The organism is Deinococcus wulumuqiensis R12 (assembly GCF_011067105.1).
In the GTDB taxonomy this organism is placed as follows: Bacteria; Deinococcota; Deinococci; order Deinococcales; family Deinococcaceae; genus Deinococcus; species Deinococcus wulumuqiensis.
Map to the genome: position 1 here is coordinate 2,255,384 of NZ_CP049357.1, position 17,223 is coordinate 2,272,606.

A 17,223-nucleotide genomic window follows, 5' to 3' on the forward strand; every position below is an offset into this window, starting at 1 on the left:
TGGCCTCTATTTCCATGTAGGGAGGCGACTGCATCAGTAACTCTAAGTTCCCAACCACACCCTTGCAACTTTTGTGCTGATTCAGCCATGCTTTTGTATGATATCTTTCCTTGCCCTTCCTACTTCGAAATTCTTGCGTGATCCCTTCTGTATTGCCTAACCCTCGTTATTAAAGTCTGACAGATATCCTCGACCTGCACTTCAAAGTTTTTGGTCCGATCATAAAATAACCCGCCCACTTTTCCTAAGTTAGGAATCATAAAGTCGTCAGAATCAAGGGTTCTAAGGGGTATTATTGAACCATCCTTAAATCTATCCTTAAATTGCTCAGTTTCAAATTTGGTCCAAAGGCGTCTTGGATAGTCTCTCCCTAAGATAGGAACGATAAATTTTGCCTCAGATCTATATATAGGTGCCAGATATCTTTCGACGTCCTCTCCAGTTATGCGGCTTTGTTCATTAAAGTCATAAAATATTGAGAGATTACGCGCATCAAGAGTTTTGAAAATAGATTCTGCGAGCTCCCTATCTGTTCCAGCAAAAGACAGGGCTATATCATATGCTGATTCGAATTCCATTGAATACCCAATCTCTTTAGCGAACGCATTCCACGGAATATTTTTAATGAAGTACATAAATCTAGGGTTCTCTACGGAAACTGTCTTGGTATTGTTGTCAAAATATATTAGGTCGCCGAATTCTGGATTTTTATCCATAAAGATTTGTAGCTTATTATTAATTAATGGGCGTAGTGACTGACGTAACCTTGCGTCGCTGTCCGCCTTTTCCTGCAAATTAATAGTCCAATCATCGCTCTTTGCCAACCAGTATAGGATGTGAAGATACGGTGCTCGACCTTCCGGCGAGTAGCTCGGGCCGATTGCAAATTTTCTGGCAATACCTTTATAGGCTCGATCAAAAGCCTCCATCATATCTTCTTTAATATCATATAGATTGGTTTTTATGAGGGAGCGTTCCCCTTGTACTGTTTGTCGAATCTTACTTTCAATGCATATTTTGTTACATATATTTTGGACAATACTATAGCATCCGTGAGAATCAGCTATTATATCTTCCTTTGCTTCAAATGAAATATTCAAAGCATCTTCGCCGAGTGTTATCAATTCTGCAATTTTTTCATCATCGACACGGTTAATTTTGTACATATCAATGCGCGCAGCGAGATCCTTTGTGAACTCAATAAGTGGAATACCGGCTCTATTAATCCCGATGATCACGAGTCTATTATTCTCTTCCTCATCATCGGCTATAGTCTTCATAGTATTCGAAATAGCTTTTTTGGTTTCATCATTTAAATCGTGAAAATCATCTACGACAATCTTGCCGAAGTTTCTGCCAGGAGAAATTGCTGCTAGCTTCTCAACATCGTCGGGCTTTTTTCCAGAAAGGATGACAAAGTCCCTTAACTCAGTTCCAATAATCCTTTTTACGCAAGACGTTTTGCCGACTCCTGAAGAGCCCTCTATTACTATGCCCCTGCCAGGGGTAAGCATCGACTCCTCAATCTCTACTTGCTTGGGATGCTCGACATAAGTTAAGTGGGGAAATCCCGACTTTTTAAATACTTCTCTGGTAAAACGTATGGGCATAGATTTGGCCATCTTCACTCAATACTATCGCAGATGGAACCCTTCTTTACACTTCCAACGCCAGTTTGTCCACGTCGTTCAGCAGCGGTGTCCCAGCCGGGTAATCCCCAGTAAAGCACGCCGAGCATAAGCCGGGGCCGCCGATGGCTTCCCGCAGGCCGCCCTCGCTGATGAAGGCCAGGGTATCCGCCCCGATCAGGTCGCGGATTTCGTCCACGCTGTGCGTGCTGGCGACCAGTTCCTTGCGGGCGGCGGTGTCGATGCCGTAAAAGCACGGGTGCGTAATCGGCGGGCTGGACACGCGGAAGTGGACTTCGGTGGCTCCGGCTTCACGCAGCAGATTCACGATCTGGCGGCTGGTGGTACCGCGCACGATGGAGTCGTCCACCAGAATCACGCGTTTGCCCCGCACGGCGGAGGTGGGCGAGAGCTTCATCTTGACCTTCAGTTCGCGGGCTTCCTGCGTGGGGGCGATGAAGGTGCGGCCCGCGTAGGGGTTCTTGTACAGGCCGTAGTCGAAGGGAATGCCGCTCTCGCGGGCGTACCCGATGGCCGCGCCGATGCCGGAGTCGGGCACGGGCACCACGATGTCGGCCTCGACAGGCTTTTCACGCGCGAGCTGCTGGCCCATGCGAATGCGGCTTTCGTGGGTGTCCACCCCGTCCAGGCGGCTGTCCGAGCGGGCAAAGTAAATCCACTCGAAGGAACAGGGCGTGGCCGGGCGCTGCTCCACGATCAGGCTGTGCAGCCCTTCGCGGTCAATACTGACCAGTTCGCCGGGTTCCACGTCACGGATGAGCCGCGCACCCACCGCGTACAGGGCGCAGGGTTCGGAGGCCAGCACGTACGCGCCGTCGTCCCTTTGCCCGATGACGAGGGGCCGGACGCCATGCGGGTCGCGGAACCCGATGAGCTGGGTGCGGCTCATCAGGACGCAGGCGTAGCCCCCGCGCAGACGCTTCATGGCGGCGGCGGTGGCTTCCACCAGATCCATGTGCGACTCGCGGGCGATCAGGTTCAGCATGACCTCGGAGTCGTTGGTGGTGGCGAACAGGGCACCTTCCTGCAACATCCCCGCGCGGACTTCGAGCGCGTTCACGAAGTTCCCGTTGTGCGCCAGCCCCAGGATGCCCTTGTTGGTGCGGGTGGTCAGCGGCTGGGCGTTGAACCGCAGGTTGGAGCCGGTGGTGGAGTAGCGCACGTGGCCGATGCTCACGCGGGCGTTCGCCAGCCGCACCGAGTCCAGCCGCCGCTCGTCGAAGACCTGCGTGACCAGGCCGAGGTCTTTTTCCACATGGAACTTGTCGCCGTCACTGACGCACATGCCCGCCGCTTCCTGGCCTCTGTGTTGCAGGGCGAACAGGCCCAGGTACGTCATCCAGGCGAGGTCGTTCGGCTGCGCGGAATAGATGCCGAAGACGCCGCACTCGTCCTGCGGCTTATCGGTCACGGGGTCGAAGATCACGCGAGGATGTCCTTCAACGGCTCTTCCCAGGCGGTTTTCAGCGTTTGCAGGTTCACGCTCAAGTGTAGGTGCTGCGCGGGGGCAGCAATCGTGACGCTTGGCATGCTGACTGTCTCGCCCAGAACGGCGAACGGCACGCCCATCTCTTGCAGCTTGGCCTCAGCGGCGGCAGCGTCCTGCACGGCGACGATCACGCGGCTGTGCGCTTCGCCAAAGAGCAGGGCGTCGGGGCGAACTTCTTCGGGGGCGTCCAGCGTCACCTTCAGGCCCAGGTTTCCGGCAATCGCCATTTCCGCCAGCGCGACGGCCAGACCACCTTCGGCGCAGTCGTGGGCGGTGTCGGTCAGGCCCGCGCGAATCAGGGCCAGCGTGCCGTCAATCACCTTCTGGGTGTGCCCCAGGTCAAGTTCGGGGACGCGGCCCGCTTCCAGGCCGTGCACGGTTTCGAGGTACTGCGAAGCGCCGATGCCGTTTGCGTGTTCGCCCAGCAGAATCAGGGTCTGGCCCGCTGCCTTCAGGTTCAGGGTGGCGCGTTTTTCCACGTCGGGCAGCACGCCCACCATGCCGATGGTCGGGGTGGGGTGAATCGCCACGCGCTCGTCTCCGGCGGTGTACTGGTTGTACAGGCTCACGTTGCCGCCCGTGACGGGGGTGTTCAGGGCGCGGCAGGCGTCGGCAATGCCCTGCACGGCCTGCTGAAGCTGGTAGTAGACCTCGGGGCGGTGCGGGTTGCCGAAGTTGAGGTTGTCGGTAATCGCCAGCGGGGTGGCCCCCACGCAGGCGAGGTTGACGGCGGCTTCGGCCACGGCGGCGGCAGCGCCCGCGTACGGGTCAAGCTGCACAAAACGGGGGTTGCAGTCCGAGGTCGCGGCCACGCCCATGCCGCTGCCCTTCACGCGCAGCACGGCGGCGTCGGCGGCTCCGGGGACGACCACGGTATTCGTCATCACCTGATGGTCGTAGCGCTCGAAAATGGGGCGCTTGCTGGCGATGGTGGGATGGGACAGCAAATCCACCAGCACCGCGCCCAGGTCGGCGGGAACAGGCACGCCGCTCAGGTCGCGTTCGCGGGCCGCTTTAATGTCCTCGGATTCCACGCCCTCGCGGGTGTACTTGGGCGCTTCGTTCAGCATCGCCACGGGCAGGTCGCACACGGTTTCGCCCTTCCAGGTCAGGCGGTAGCGGTCATGGGCCTCCACCTCGCCAATGTCCACCACGTCCAGTTCCCATTTCGCCAGCAGGTCGAACAGTTCCTGCTCCTTGCCGGGCACAGGCACCAGAATCATGCGCTCCTGCGATTCGGACAGGCACAGTTCCATCGGCACCATGCCTGCCTCGCGGGTGGGCACGTCGTCCAGATTCATGGTGATACCTAAGTTCGCGCGGTAGGCCATTTCACAGGTAGACGAAACCAGACCCGCCGCGCCCATGTCCTGCACGCCCGCCACGAGGCCCACCTGAATCGCTTCGAGGGTCGCTTCCAGCAGCAGTTTTTCCATGAAGGGGTCGCCCACCTGCACGGCGGGGCGGTCGGCCTGAGACGCGTTGCTCAGGTCGGCGGACGAGAACACCGCGCCGCCCAGCCCGTCGCGGCCCGTCTTGGAGCCGACGTAAATAATCTTGTTGCCGACTTCGCCCATCGTGCCCTTGGCGAGGTCCTCGTGACGCAGCAGGCCCAGCGCCATCACGTTCACCAGCGGGTTTTCCTGATAGCTGGGGTGAAAGGTGACTTCGCCGCCCACGGTGGGCACGCCAATCGCGTTGCCGTAGTGCGCGATGCCTTCCACCACGCCGTTGACCAGAAATCTGGTGCGGGGGCTGTCGGGGTTGCCGAAGCGCAGGCTGTCCAGCACCGCAAAGGGCCGCGCCCCCATCGCAAAAATGTCGCGCAGGATGCCGCCCACGCCCGTCGCCGCGCCCTGCACGGGTTCCACGGCGGAGGGGTGGTTGTGCGACTCCATCTTGAACGCCACGCCCCAGCCGTCACCGATGTCCACCACGCCCGCGTTTTCGCCGGGGCCTTGCAATACCTGCGGGCCAGTGGTCGGGAAGGCGCGGAACAGGGGGCGGCTGTTTTTGTAGCCGCAGTGCTCCGACCACATCGCGCCGACGATGGCGGCCTCCAGCGGATTGGGTTCGCGGCCCAGTTGCTCGGCGGCGAGGTCGAATTCTTCGGTGGTGAGGCCGAAAGTGGCGGCCTGGTCACGGAGGGATTTTTGGGTCATGGGATTTTTTTACTCCTCAACTTGAGTTTTATTAAGGACGGCAGAAAAAGAAGCATCAGAGCTGCGTTGATGACTGGCAACCAGAGCAAAAGTGAAAATCCAAGGTGCACGCCATCTACAAAACCGTCTGGATTTCCATAAAAAATTCCAAAGATAAGATTTGCGGGCATAATCGGAATGACGAAGGAAATGACAGTGAAGAACATCCATAAAAGAATATGGAAGGCAAATGCTTCACTGGCTTCCTTACGAGGCAACTTTTTCGCATAAAACCAGAAAGCTAGAATCAGAGAGATAACGATGCCCAGAATTGGCAAAATTACTAGGCTCACGCTACGGCCTCCGGCATCAGCTTGTCTGCCGCTTCCTCTAGCCTTGCGTCGAAGGTGACGAAGCGCAGGCTCACGCTTTGGCGCAGGGCGAGGGCGGCGGCGAGGTGCAGGGCGTCCATAGCGCGAAGGCCGCGTTGGGCTTTCATGACCTGGGCAGCAATTTGCGAGAGTTCCAGGCCGACTTGTTGGACTTCAAGCAAGTTCCATTCCTGCGTGAAGTGGCTCAACGATTCGCCATATTCTTCTTCGCTCAGCCTGCCGGAATGAAAGGCACGGGCCAGAAGACCAGCAACTTCAGCATAGGTAATGGCACAGGTGGCAACCGTTTCGTATGCCTCCAACAACTTAAAAACGACTTCGCGGTCTTGCTCATCCGTGAGGTAAATCTTGGCAATCGCGTTGGAATCCAGATACAGCACGGTCATCTGGGTTCGCGTCCTTCAGAAATGATGTCCACGATGCTGGGGCCACCTTCGCCAATAGCAATTGGTTTGCGGCTCCGGTCATAGCTGAACTTTTTGAAAGATGCAGGGTCTTGTTTAGGGACTTGCGCCAGCAACTGCTCTAACGTCGGCAATGCGGCAGGCGCGGCTACTTCCTCCAGTTCGTCAATCACCTCAAGGACGGAAACCTTCTCGCCCCGCACGCGGCTGAGGGCTTCCAGAATCTTCGCCACCACGCGCAGATTTACCCGCTGGGCCGGAGCGCGGGCAAGGTCATAGACCGTGTTCGGCGCGACTTCGCCCCTCACCTCCTGCACCAGACGGTACGCGGAAATGTCGTGCTCCTTGAGGTATTTGCCGAGGTTAAGCTGAAGAATCATACTCCCACTTTATCAGACTCCGAATAAATGAACTACTTCGCCTTCAGCGACTCGAACACGCCCCGCCCGTCCTTACTGCCCAGCAAAAGCTCCACGGCCCGCTCGGGGTGGGGCATCATGCCCAGCACGTTGCCGCGCTTATTCACGATGCCCGCAATGTCGTTGAGGCTGCCGTTGGGATTGTCGGCGTAGCGGAAGACCACGCGGCCCTGCTCCTCCAGCTCGGCAATCGTGGCGGCGTCGGCGTAGTAGTTGCCTTCGCCGTGCGCGATGGGAATTTCGATGGTCTGCCCCTCGCCGTAAGCGCGGCTAAAGGCGGTCTGGTTGTTCTCCACGCGCAAATGCACGGGCTTGCACATGAAATGCAGTTCCTTGTTGCGGCTCAGCGCGCCGGGCAGCAGCCCCGCCTCGGTCAGCACCTGAAAGCCGTTGCACACGCCCAGAACGTAGCCCCCGGCCTCGGCATGGGCCTTGACCGCCTGCATGATGGGGCTGCGGGCGGCAATCGCGCCGCTGCGGAGGTGGTCGCCGTAGGAAAAGCCGCCGGGCAGGAACACCAGTTCAGTGCCTTCGGGGAGTTGGCCTTCGGTGTGCCACACGAACTCCGCGCCCTCGTCCATCAGCAGCCTGGCGGCGTGCAGGGCGTCGGCGTCGCAGTTGGAACCGGGGAATTGAATCACCGCCGTTTTCATGCCTCGGCAAGCTCCCAGCGGGCGTCTTCCATGATGGGGTTGCTCAGCACGTTTTCCACGATGTCTTTGAGTTGGCTCTCGACCTCGGCCTTTTCGCCGCTGAGGTTCAGCTCAATGTATTTGCCGATGCGGACGCTGCCCACGTTTTGGTGGTTCAGGTGCGAGAGCGCGCGTTCCACGGTGCGGCCCTGGGGGTCGAGGATAGAAGGCTTGAGGGTGACGTAGATTTTGGCTTGGTAATTCATGGGGACTCCGTTGATGGTTGAGAGTTGATGGTTGATAGAAAGGGGCGAAGGTCTATTAACCGTCAACCTCTTGCGTCACGCGCCGCAGCATCTCCGCATACGCCTCGGCTTCGCCGCCCAGGTCGCGCCGGAAGCGGTCTTTGTCCATCTTTTCGTTCGTCTCGGCGTCCCAGAAACGGCAGGTGTCGGGGCTGATTTCGTCGGCCAGGACGATTTCGCCGCTCGGCAGCTTGCCGAATTCCAGCTTGAAGTCAATCAGGCGCACGCCGCGTTTTTCGAAGTAGGGCACCAGGAAATCCCGAATCTTGAGCGCCAGTTCGCGGATGCGCTTCAGGTCGTCTTCGCTGGCCCAGCCGAGGCTGATAGCAGTGTCGGTGTTAATCAGCGGGTCGCCCAGTTCGTCGGATTTGTAGCAGTACTCGACGACGGGCCGGGGAAGCGGCGTGCCTTCCTCGATGCCAAGGCGCTTGCTGAACGACCCGGCGGCCACGTTGCGCACGATCACTTCGACGGGCACGATGGTCACGGCCTTGACGCGCTGGTGGCGTTCGTCGAGCTGCTCGATGAAGTGGGTGGGAATCCCGGCGGCTTCCAGTTGCGGGTAGAGGTGGGCGGTGATGGCGTTGTTCGTCGCGCCCTTGCCCGCCCACTCGCCGCGCTTCTGGGCGTTGAAGGCGGTGGCGTCGTCCTTGTACTCCACGATGTACTCGCCCGGCTTGTCGGTGGCGTACACGCGCTTGGCCTTGCCTTCGTACTTCAGTTCGCCTCTGCTGCTGATTTCGCCTGTGGTCATAGCTTCTCCCTCAAAGTAGGAAAAGCGTCCCCCGAACCGTGACGGGGCGACGCCTGGACTGTCGCTGGGCTGGTCATTTGTGGCCTCCGGTGCCGTCTCTCGGACGGGCTTACCAGCCCCCCTGCGGCGGCGCGGGCTGGGGCGTCTCACGGGACGCGACTGGAAGAAAAAAGAGGTGTCAGCCTGCACAAGTGGCTGCCCCAGTAACTTAACATTTCCTGAACGGCGGGCGCCGGGACAGGGTTCACCTGCGCGGGACACCCCCGGGAGAACGTGGCAACGGCTACGGGGAACACCCGGCGAGCGGGAAACAATGCCGCATGTCAAACCTCTGGAGCTTTCTGGTGCTGTCGGGGGGCGCGCTCGTGGGCGGTGCGCTGGTGGCCGGTACGGTGGGGGGAAGTGCCCTGGCCCGCTCCGGCACACCACTGCCCGACAGCGCCCTGGCGCGGCCCGCCGGACAGTTCGGCCTGCCTTTTGCGGGTGCGCCCGGCCCCGACACTTGGCTGCTGGGGCAGGGCTACGGCAACACCACGGGCGCCTACCGGCAACGCCGCAGTACCTACGGGGCCTTGCAGGGCATTCACGCCGGGCTGGACTTTTCCGCGCCCTGCGGCACTCCGGTGCGGGCCATCGGTGACGGGGTGGTGGCCGAGGTGGACGGCTCGCACGGCAGCCCGCCGCACAATGTGGTCATCGACCACGCGGGGAACCTCTCCAGCCTGTACGGGCATCTGCGGGTACGCTCGCCGCTGCGGGTGGGGCAGAGCGTGAAAAAGGGCCAGGTCATCGGCAAGAGCGGCGACTCGCAGTTCACCTGCGTGAGCGCCCCGCACCTGCACCTAGAACTGCGGGACCGTTCGCACCAGCGGTTTCTGAACCCGGTGCCCTACATCGCCGCCGACTGGAACAGCCTCGCGCTGGCGGGCAGCTTCGGGCGCGGCTATGAATACGACCTCGACCAGCCGCGCCGGTGGCAGACCCCCGACACCCAGCCCGGCGCCCTGCGCGGTGGCCCGCTGCTCAACGAGTTCCGGCGGCCCTGGCCCCCGGCACCGGGAGGCGCGCGGTGAGGGGAATTGTGCTCGGTGTGCTGCTCAGCGGCGCGGCGTGGGCGGCCACCCTCCCGTCGCAGCCGGTGCTGACGGGCGGGTGCTGCGCGGGCGCGGTCTGGACGCCCGATTCCCGTGCCCTGCTGTTTCTCGACGGTCCCCCGGCTCGTCCGCAGACGGCCATCTATCAGGTGCCAGCGGGCGGAGGCGCGGTCACGCGGCGCTTCGCCACCGTCGCCTTCTACTCGCCCCGGCTGCTGTGGCAGGTCAGCCCCGGAAGCGGCGTGACCACCACGCTGCGCCGCCTCGCCGACGGGCGCACCTTCTCGCTGCCCACCGACCGCGCCGACGTGTCCTGGACGCCCTCGGAAACGCGGCTCGCCTATGCCCGCAGCGACACCACCGGCAACTACGACCGCCGCGCCACGCGCATCTTCGTGGCCGACGTGTTCGGGGCGCCGCGACAGGTGGCGACGGTGTACGGCGGTGGGGTGGTGGGCTGGCTGGACGAACAGACGCTGCTGCTCAGCGGCAAGGCGGCGCCGGGCAACCGGGACCGCGAGCTGTTCACCCTGAACACCCGCACTGGCGCGAAAAAGGTCCTGCGCGCAGCACTGGCCTTCCGCGCCGTGCAGATCAGTCCCGGCGGTCAGCACGTCGCCTACACCGTTTCCTTCGACCGTCAGGACCGCAACGGGCTGTGGCTCCAGCCGACCGGCGGCGGGGCGGCACGGGAACTGTCGGCGTTCGGCTCCTACCGCTGGCGCGACGCCCGGCGGCTGCTGCTGATTCCGCTGAACTCGGGCCGCGTCCATCTGCTGCGGCAGTACGACGTGGGCACAGGCAACTGGACCACGCTCGGGGACTTCGGCGACCAGGTGCAGCAGGGCGACTGGAACGTGAGTCCCGACGGCACGCGGGTCAGCTCCCTGAGTGCCAAAGACGGCAACGTGCGGGTGCTGCGGCTGCCCTGACCCTGAGCGGGCCGGCCCTGGACGAAAACCACCGACCCAGTTTGAAGTGGGGCCGGGAGTGCACCTGTTCAGTTCAGCAGCCGCTCGCCCGACTCGGGCAGCACGTCCAGGCGAAACGGCGCAATCGGCACCCGTGCCTGCTCGCCCCAGGCGTTTTGCATCACGTAGTGGCCCTCCATGCGGCCCGGCAGGGCGTCCACCGTGACGAACGAGTTGTAGGTGTACTGGGCGCCCGGCGTGAGCAGCGGCTGCTCGCCCACCACGCCCTCACCCTCCACCGTGAACTGCTGGCCGTCGCCGCTGGTGATGTCCCAGTGGCGGCTGAGCAGCTTCCAGCTTTCGTCGCTGCGGTTGTCGATGGTGATGAAGTAGGCGAACAGTTGGCGCTGCGGCGTGCTGTGGGAGGGAACGTGCTGCACCTGCACGGTCACGCTGATGTCGGGAAAAGAGGACATGCCCCGATGGTACGGGTCTAGAGCATTTGACAAAAAGACGTTACGTCTTTTTGGCGAGCGGAGCGAGTGCAAAACACTGAGCAGGGCGGAGAATGGAGTGATGCGGGGTGCCGTTCCGCGCATCACGTAATTCGGAGAACTGCTCTAGACTGCGCGTCATGTCCGACGCCCAGAGTTCCGGCAACCCGAGTCCCATCAACCGCGACTTTCTCTTCGCGCTGCTCTCGCAAGCGGCCCCCAGCGGATACGAGCGCCGCGCCGCCGACGTGTGGAAAAAGGAAGCGGCCACCTTTGCCCGTGTCTCGGAAGACCACTACGGCAACGTCTACGCCGAACTCGGCCCCCAGGACGGCCCCACCATCGCCCTGATGGGCCACCTCGACGAAATCGGCCTGATCGTCTCGCACATCGACGACAAGGGGCATCTGAGCGTGCTGGGCGTGGGCGGCTGGGACCCGCAGGTGCTGGTCGGCCAGCGCATTCGCCTGCTGGCGCCCGGCGGCGACCTGCTCGGGGTCATCGGCAAAAAGGCGATTCACGTGATGGAGGCCGAGGAACGCACCAAGGCGAGCAAGCTCGAAGACCTGTGGATCGACGTGGGCCTGGAGGCCGAGGAGGTCAAGGCCCTCGTTCCCGTCGGCACCTACGGCGTCATCGAGCAGGGGCCGATCATGGTGGGCAACAAGGTGGTCAGCCGCGCCCTGGACAACCGCATCGGCGCGTTTATCGTGCTGGAGGCGCTGCGGGCGCTCGGGAACACCGACCTCAAGCACCGCGTGGTGGCGGTGGGCACCAGCCAGGAAGAAATCGGCGTGTTCGGAGCGCAGACCAGCGCCTACCGCCTCGACCCGGTGGCGGGCATCGCGGTGGACGTGACCCACGAAACGGGGCAGCCCGGCGTGAGCGAGAAGAAGTACGGCGTGGCCCCCTTCGGCTCGGGTGCCAACCTCGCCGTCGGCCCCATGAGCAACCCGGTGCTGCTGCGTCAGCTCACCGAGGCGGCGGCCCGCGAGAACATTCCCTACACCCTCTCGGCCAGCGGGCGCTACACCGGCACCGACGCCGACGCCCTGACCCTGGTGCGCTCGGGCGTGCCGACCGGCGTGGTCAGCATTCCCAACCGCTACATGCACAGCCCCAGCGAAATGATCGACGAGCGCGACGCCCGCGCCTGCATCGACATCATCGTGGCCTGGATTCGGGGCCTGGAGGCGACGCCGGACTTTGTCCGAACGGCACCCCATTCCGTCTGACGCGGAACTGAACTATTCTTCAGAGATGTCGGAAAAGCGCCGCCATCTCTTCCGCGCCGTTCAGTTCCGCCCTGTCTTTTACTCACTCTGCTGCGCAGCTTTGCAAGTCCGTTCGGAAAAACAGTTTGGATACCCAAACTATTTTTCAAAGCTGTATCAGAAGATGTTGCGTGGATTGACGACCTGTTCGTAATACGGATTCCGCTTAATTCCTGCACAGTCGGGAAAGCGCCGCCTGTGCATCCATATCGCGGAATCCGTATTTTTTCCTACTCGCATCCGCCAATGGTTCGTGCAGTTTTAGGCGGCTTTGAGGCCAAAATTTAGCGGACTGAACGGCAAATGCTCTAATTCTGCAAAGCGGGCCGAGAGGTCCAAGTTGGACAAAATCACCTGGGCCAGCAGGGCGTTATACGCTCTGCGTTTCATGTCTTCGAGACTGAACACCAGATCCTGCCCGCCACCGGCCGCCCGCAGGACCTCCAGCCGACAAAGATTCAGGGTCAGCAGCACCACATTCCAATGCGCTTCAATGCCCTGCTGTGAGCGCAGTTGCACATCCTGGCTCCCCAGGAACTGCTTGGCATCCCGGAAGATCAGTTCAATCTCGAAACGGCTCCGGTACAGCGCCATGATCTCATGAGCGGGCATCGTCACAGCGGTGCTGAACAGCACCGCGTAACCCGTCACTTGACCCTTTTTACCGACCTGCTGGATGACGACTGCACGCACTTCTCGCGCCCACTGCACGCTCCAGACCACCTGAGTCCACACCCGCTCGGTCGACGTTTCAGAAACGAGGTCAAAGCGCTGCAAGTCGCTGAAATCCACCTTGCCGTCGAACTTTTTTGGCCGTCCGCGTCGTCTGGGATGCTCGCCGGTATAGAGATACTTGAGGTTGGCGTTGCGAGGAAATCTGGAGATGAATGGGAGACCGTGACCGGTCACGGTCTCCACCATGGATTCTTTCGCATAGTTCCCATCCGCAACCACAGCGGCCAGATCAAGCCGTGGAACAGTCCGGAGATCGAGCAACACGTCATCCAGCTGGTCAGCGGCCTGTTCCAGACGACTCGGGGCCTCAGACCCGGTCCGGGTCTGACGAACATCAACCGTGAACGCCTGTCGGTGCTGGACATCAATCAGGGCACAGCAGGATTGCTCGATCCCACGTTCGGTTCGTGCAGCACAGCCATTCCAGAACGAGCCGAGGTGTGCGGTGTGCTGACCAGATTTGCGGTGAAAAGAGGCGTCGATGGCCAGAACGCACAGTGGGCTGATCAGCCCACTCTCAATCGCCGTGCTCACAGTCGCCCGGTGTACTGCGCCCCAGGGAATGGCCCCGGGGTCACTTCGGTGCAGCCAACGACGGATCGTACTCTCCGAGCAGGCCGCATATCGGGAGAGGTTCAGGACGTTCAGCCGTCCAGGAACAGCGAGAAATACGCTAAGCAGCACGGTCAGAAAATTCCGCTGCGTCTTGCGCAGCGGGACCGCGCTGAGAACGTACTGTAGGATGGCCATTAGACCCATTGGAAGCGGTGTGTTCACAGCCCCATTTTCGGTGGGTCTTTCTTTGTGACCTCAAAACTGCACGAACCATTGATCCGCTCGGATTGAATCTGAAACGACCAGATTCAATCGGAATCCGTCTCAGGCCGACGCGCCGCGAGAACCTCGGGCGCATGGGGGCGGCCCCGTATCCTGAGCGCATGTCATCCGCTGCACTTCCTTTTCGCATCGGCTACGGCGAGGACGCCCACCGCCTGGCCGCCGGGCGACCGCTGGTCCTGGGCGGCGTCCCCATTCCCCACGCCGAACTGGGCGCTGTGGCCCATTCCGACGGTGACGCGGCGCTTCATGCCGTGGCCGACGCACTGCTTTCGGGCCTCGCGCTGGGCGACATCGGGCAGTATTTCCCCGACACCGCCGCCGAGTGGCAGGGCATGGACTCGCGCCGGATTCTGGCAAAGGCGCTGGAACTGGTCACAGGGCGCGGCTACCGCCCGCTGAACGTCGCGCTGGTGGTCACCCTGGACCGGCCCAAACTGGGGGCGCTGCGGGCAGACATCGCCGCGTCGGTGGCCGAGTTGCTGGGGCTGGCCGTGACCGAGGTGGGCGTGAGCTTCAAGACCTCCGAGGGACTGGCACCGGAGCACGTCCAGACCCGCGTGACGGTGCTGCTGGGGCGCATGGATGTCTGACCCCCAGAGCACCGGGCCGCTGCTGCACGTCGTCCTCTTCGAGCCGGAAAAGGCCGGGAATGTCGGCAACGTCGCCCGCACCTGCTCGGTGCTGGGGGCCGAGCTGCATCTGATTCGCCCGTTCGGGTTTCACCTGCACGACCGCGAGTTTCGCCGGGCCGTCATGGATTATCTCTCAGGCGTCACGCTGCACGAGTACGCGGGCTGGAGCGACTTTCAGGCGCGGCTGCCCGACACCGCCCGCGTCTTCGCCTTTTCTGCCCACGCCACCGAGTACCACACCCGCGCAGGCTTTCGGCGCGGCGACTACCTGCTGTTCGGCCCCGAATCGCGCGGGCTGCCCACCTGGCTGCGCGACGCCCTGCCCAGGTTGAAATTGCCGCAACCCGGCGGGGGCCGCAGCCTGAACCTCAGTGTGGCGGCGGGGGTGGCGGCCTTCGAAGCCGGGCGGCAAATCGAGGGATGGTGAGGGCACCTGCAGCTGCTTACAACCATCTTCCAGCACAGGAAGTTCGGCGCGAATGCAAGGAATTGACAGCGCCTGCATACCGGGGTATAGTTTTTGTCATGACCGCTCCGAGTGAGCGGGTTTTTTATTGTCGCTGGGATTATCGCTGGGTTTGCGCGAACGGGCGGCGGCGTGCCTGCCCCGTCCGGGCGGCACATGGCTTTCTAATGAAGCTGCCAAGGAGCAGGTCACCTGGCCGACCTAGCATGGGGGCACTATGCGCCGTTCCCTCCCCCTGCTGGCCCTGGCCGCGTTGCCCCTCGCCCTGTCGCCCGCCCTGTTCTCCGGCCTGCCGTCTGCGCTGGCCTCCGGGTCGGCGGCGCCGGTTCGCGCACCGGTGAGCAGACCGGCCAGCGCCCGCCCGCCGGTGCTGCGGCCCGTGGTGACGGCGCGGTACGCCCATGACCGCACCGCCTTTACCCAGGGGCTGCAATACCTCGGCGGCGGGCACTACCTGGAAAGCACCGGGCAGGTGGGCGAGTCCGACGTGCGCGTCAGCGAGTTGCGCGGGGCGAAGGTGCTGTGGCGCACGCCGCTTGCGCCCGCGCTGCCGCAGGCGTTCGGCGAAGGCGCGGCGCAGCTTGCCGGCACCGTCTACCAGCTCACCTGGCAAGACGGCGTGGCACTCACCTACGACGCCCGCACCCTCAAGGAAACGGGGCGCCACCGTTACTCGGGCGAGGGCTGGGGACTGACCCACGACGGCAAAAGCCTGATCATGAGCAACGGCAGCGCGAGCCTGGTCTGGCGCGACCCCAAGACGTTCGAGGTGCAGCGCAGCGTGCAGGTCACCGACCAGGGCCAGCCGGTGCGCAACCTCAACGAACTGGAATACGTGCAGGGGTCGGTCTACGCCAACGTCTGGCTGACTGACCGCATCGCCCGGATTCACCCGCAGACGGGCCGGGTGCTGAACTGGATCGACGTGTCGGCCCTGACCCGCGAGGTCAGCGCGGCGGCGACCAAGCAGGGCCAGGCGCTGTCGTTCGACGACGTGCCCAACGGCATCGCCTTCGTGCCCGAGCGCGGCACGCTGCTGCTGACCGGCAAGCGCTGGCCGACCGTGTTCGAGGTCAAGGTGCCGGGACTGGGCCTGAAGGTGGAAGGCACGAAGAACTGAAGGGCAGCCGTTTTTCCGGCGGAGTTACGGAGCGGCGGGCGAGGACCCTCCGGCCAGCTTGCCGGAAACCGCCGCCCAGATTTCCGCTTCCAGGTCGTCGGCGCTGCGGGTCGCGTCCAGCACCAGAAACCGCTGCGGCTCGGCGCGGGCGAGATCCAGAAAGCCCTGGCGCACCCGGCGGTGAAAGTCGAGGTCGGCGCGTTCCAGACGGTCCGGCTGTCCGCGCCGCGCCGCCCGTTCCAGCCCCAGAGCCGGGTCGAGGTCGAGCAGCACGGTCAGGTCCGGCGAGAGGCCGCCCGTCACCTCGTCGGTGATCTGGCGCAGCAGCGGCAGCCTCAGCCCCCGGCCCGCGCCCTGATAGGCGAGCGAGGAGTCGGCGTAGCGGTCACACAGCACGGTTTCGCTGCGCTCCAGCGCCGGGCGCAACACCTCGCGCACGAGCTGGGCGCGGCTGGCCGAGTACAGCAGAAATTCGCCCAGCGGTTCGATGTCCACCGCCGGGTCGAGCACCACCTCGCGCACCCGCGTGCCCAGCGGCGTGCCTCCCGGCTCGCGGGTGACGGTCACGGCCCGCCCCGCCGCCCGCAGCCGCGCTTCCAGCCGGGCGAGCTGCGTCGTCTTGCCAGCACCCTCCGGCCCTTCCAGGGTGACGAAAAAGCCCCGGCTCACAGGCCAGTCGGGAAGTTGAGGAACTGCCAGGGAATGCCGAATTCGTCTTCGATTTTGGCCGCCAGCGCCCGCACGCCGAAGACCTCGGTTTCGTAGTGCCCGGCGAAAATCACGTTCACGCCGTACTCGAACGAATCGTGGAAGTGCTTGTGCTCGGGTTCGCCGGTCAGCAGGGTGTCCAGCCCCAGCGCGGCGGCCTCGGCAATCGCGCCTGCCCCGCTGCCGGAAGTCACGCCGACGCGGTGCACGTTGGGCGAGCCGCCACCGTGAACCAGACAGATTTCGCCGGTCAGCTTCTGAATCCGGTCGGCAAAGTCCTGCAGGCCCAGCTCACGCGGCAGCCGCCCCGCCACGCCGATCTTGTGGCCCTGCCAGTCCCCGAAGGGTTGCAGGTCGGTCAGGCTCAGGGCGCGGGCGATCATGGCGTTGTTGCCGACTTCTGGGTGGGCGTCGAGCGGAATGTGCGCGGCGTAGAGGTTGAGGCCCGCCCCAATCGCCGTGCGCACCCGCTCGTAGTGCGGCCCGGTAATCGCCAGGGGCTTGCCCCAGAACAGCCCATGATGCACCAGCAGCAGGTCGGCGCCCGACTCGGCGGCGGCCTGAAGGGTCTGGAGGCTGGTGTCCACGCTCGCGGCGATGCGGCGCACCCTTTCGGCGCCCTGAATCTGAAGGCCGTTGAGCGACGGGTCGGGGTACGCCCCAAGCTGGAGGTAGTCCCCGAGCCAGCGCACCAGGTCGTCCCGTCCGATGTCGCCGCGCCCGGCCTGAGACGAATCGGTTTGAGAAGAAGAAGCAGTCATAGA

The 17,223-nt window shown here is 62.8% G+C and carries 19 protein-coding genes; 6 read left to right on the forward strand and 13 right to left on the reverse strand.

From position 1 onward, the window contains the following. Positions 1 to 119: 119 nt before the first annotated feature. Genes G6R31_RS10935 through purC form a run of 9 tightly spaced genes read right to left on the reverse strand, consistent with a single transcriptional unit; the run spans position 120 to position 8,185 of the window. On the reverse strand, positions 120 to 1,622 hold the full coding sequence (locus tag G6R31_RS10935) for a TIR domain-containing protein (protein ID WP_081608203.1): 1,503 nt from the start codon (positions 1,620 to 1,622) through the stop codon (positions 120 to 122). A gap of 34 nt (positions 1,623 to 1,656) precedes the next feature. After that, positions 1,657 to 3,075, reverse strand: a complete 1,419-nt coding sequence (purF, locus tag G6R31_RS10940; RefSeq protein WP_017869677.1) for an amidophosphoribosyltransferase — start codon at positions 3,073 to 3,075, stop codon at positions 1,657 to 1,659. Continuing rightward, a complete protein-coding gene (gene purL / locus G6R31_RS10945; protein WP_017869676.1) occupies positions 3,072 to 5,300 on the reverse strand; it encodes a phosphoribosylformylglycinamidine synthase subunit PurL in 2,229 nt (742 codons plus the stop codon). The genes purF and purL overlap by 4 nt, the downstream gene beginning before the upstream one ends. Then, positions 5,297 to 5,632, reverse strand: a complete 336-nt coding sequence (locus G6R31_RS10950) for a hypothetical protein (RefSeq protein ID WP_017869675.1) — start codon at positions 5,630 to 5,632, stop codon at positions 5,297 to 5,299. The genes purL and G6R31_RS10950 overlap by 4 nt, the downstream gene beginning before the upstream one ends. Next, complete coding sequence (locus tag G6R31_RS10955; RefSeq protein WP_017869674.1) at positions 5,629 to 6,057, reverse strand: type II toxin-antitoxin system VapC family toxin; 429 nt, start codon at positions 6,055 to 6,057, stop codon at positions 5,629 to 5,631. The genes G6R31_RS10950 and G6R31_RS10955 overlap by 4 nt, the downstream gene beginning before the upstream one ends. Further along, positions 6,054 to 6,455 carry a helix-turn-helix domain-containing protein gene (locus G6R31_RS10960; RefSeq protein WP_017869673.1) on the reverse strand — a complete coding sequence of 134 codons (402 nt, stop codon included), beginning with the start codon at positions 6,453 to 6,455 and terminating at the stop codon, positions 6,054 to 6,056. Before G6R31_RS10960 ends, G6R31_RS10955 begins: the two co-directional genes overlap by 4 nt. Before the next feature lie 32 nt (positions 6,456 to 6,487). Beyond that, entirely contained in the window at positions 6,488 to 7,147 is a 660-nt protein-coding gene (gene purQ, locus G6R31_RS10965; RefSeq protein ID WP_017869672.1) for a phosphoribosylformylglycinamidine synthase subunit PurQ, read from the reverse strand. Next, positions 7,144 to 7,392, reverse strand: coding sequence for a phosphoribosylformylglycinamidine synthase subunit PurS (purS, locus tag G6R31_RS10970; protein WP_017869671.1), 249 nt, complete (start codon positions 7,390 to 7,392; stop codon positions 7,144 to 7,146). Before purS ends, purQ begins: the two co-directional genes overlap by 4 nt. A 55-nt stretch (positions 7,393 to 7,447) precedes the next feature. Further along, a complete protein-coding gene (purC, locus tag G6R31_RS10975; protein WP_017869670.1) occupies positions 7,448 to 8,185 on the reverse strand; it encodes a phosphoribosylaminoimidazolesuccinocarboxamide synthase in 738 nt (245 codons plus the stop codon). A 320-nt stretch (positions 8,186 to 8,505) separates the two neighbouring features. Here purC and G6R31_RS10980 point away from each other — a divergent pair, with 320 nt between their 5' ends. After that, complete coding sequence (locus G6R31_RS10980; RefSeq protein ID WP_017869669.1) at positions 8,506 to 9,258, forward strand: M23 family metallopeptidase; 753 nt, start codon at positions 8,506 to 8,508, stop codon at positions 9,256 to 9,258. Continuing rightward, a complete protein-coding gene (locus G6R31_RS10985) occupies positions 9,255 to 10,211 on the forward strand; it encodes a TolB-like translocation protein (protein ID WP_229659266.1) in 957 nt (318 codons plus the stop codon). The genes G6R31_RS10980 and G6R31_RS10985 overlap by 4 nt, the downstream gene beginning before the upstream one ends. A 68-nt stretch (positions 10,212 to 10,279) precedes the next feature. Here the strand turns inward: G6R31_RS10985 and apaG are convergent, their stop codons facing one another. Continuing rightward, complete coding sequence (gene apaG / locus G6R31_RS10990) at positions 10,280 to 10,666, reverse strand: Co2+/Mg2+ efflux protein ApaG (protein ID WP_017869667.1); 387 nt, start codon at positions 10,664 to 10,666, stop codon at positions 10,280 to 10,282. A gap of 158 nt (positions 10,667 to 10,824) precedes the next feature. On the opposite strand from apaG, the gene G6R31_RS10995 reads away from it, so the two are divergent. After that, positions 10,825 to 11,919, forward strand: a complete 1,095-nt coding sequence (locus tag G6R31_RS10995) for a M42 family metallopeptidase (RefSeq protein WP_017869666.1) — start codon at positions 10,825 to 10,827, stop codon at positions 11,917 to 11,919. A gap of 300 nt (positions 11,920 to 12,219) precedes the next feature. Here G6R31_RS10995 and G6R31_RS11000 read toward each other — a convergent pair whose 3' ends face one another. Then, positions 12,220 to 13,452: a transposase gene (locus tag G6R31_RS11000; RefSeq protein ID WP_164994013.1), complete on the reverse strand. Its 1,233-nt coding sequence runs from the start codon at positions 13,450 to 13,452 to the stop codon at positions 12,220 to 12,222. Positions 13,453 to 13,631: 179 nt separating this feature from the next. Here G6R31_RS11000 and ispF point away from each other — a divergent pair, with 179 nt between their 5' ends. The 3 genes from ispF to G6R31_RS11015 all read left to right on the forward strand — a co-directional run bounded on the left by ispF (position 13,632) and on the right by G6R31_RS11015 (position 15,751). Further along, on the forward strand, positions 13,632 to 14,123 hold the full coding sequence (ispF, locus tag G6R31_RS11005) for a 2-C-methyl-D-erythritol 2,4-cyclodiphosphate synthase (RefSeq protein WP_017871252.1): 492 nt from the start codon (positions 13,632 to 13,634) through the stop codon (positions 14,121 to 14,123). Then, positions 14,116 to 14,592 (forward strand): tRNA (cytidine(34)-2'-O)-methyltransferase, encoded by a 477-nt coding sequence (locus G6R31_RS11010; protein WP_017871251.1) that lies wholly within the window; start codon positions 14,116 to 14,118, stop codon positions 14,590 to 14,592. Before ispF ends, G6R31_RS11010 begins: the two co-directional genes overlap by 8 nt. A 256-nt stretch (positions 14,593 to 14,848) precedes the next feature. Further along, complete coding sequence (locus tag G6R31_RS11015; protein ID WP_017871250.1) at positions 14,849 to 15,751, forward strand: glutaminyl-peptide cyclotransferase; 903 nt, start codon at positions 14,849 to 14,851, stop codon at positions 15,749 to 15,751. Between the two features lie 24 nt (positions 15,752 to 15,775). Here the strand turns inward: G6R31_RS11015 and tmk are convergent, their stop codons facing one another. Continuing rightward, positions 15,776 to 16,420 carry a dTMP kinase gene (gene tmk, locus G6R31_RS11020; RefSeq protein ID WP_017871249.1) on the reverse strand — a complete coding sequence of 215 codons (645 nt, stop codon included), beginning with the start codon at positions 16,418 to 16,420 and terminating at the stop codon, positions 15,776 to 15,778. Beyond that, complete coding sequence (locus G6R31_RS11025; RefSeq protein WP_017871248.1) at positions 16,417 to 17,220, reverse strand: Nif3-like dinuclear metal center hexameric protein; 804 nt, start codon at positions 17,218 to 17,220, stop codon at positions 16,417 to 16,419. Before G6R31_RS11025 ends, tmk begins: the two co-directional genes overlap by 4 nt. Positions 17,221 to 17,223 lie beyond the last annotated feature (3 nt).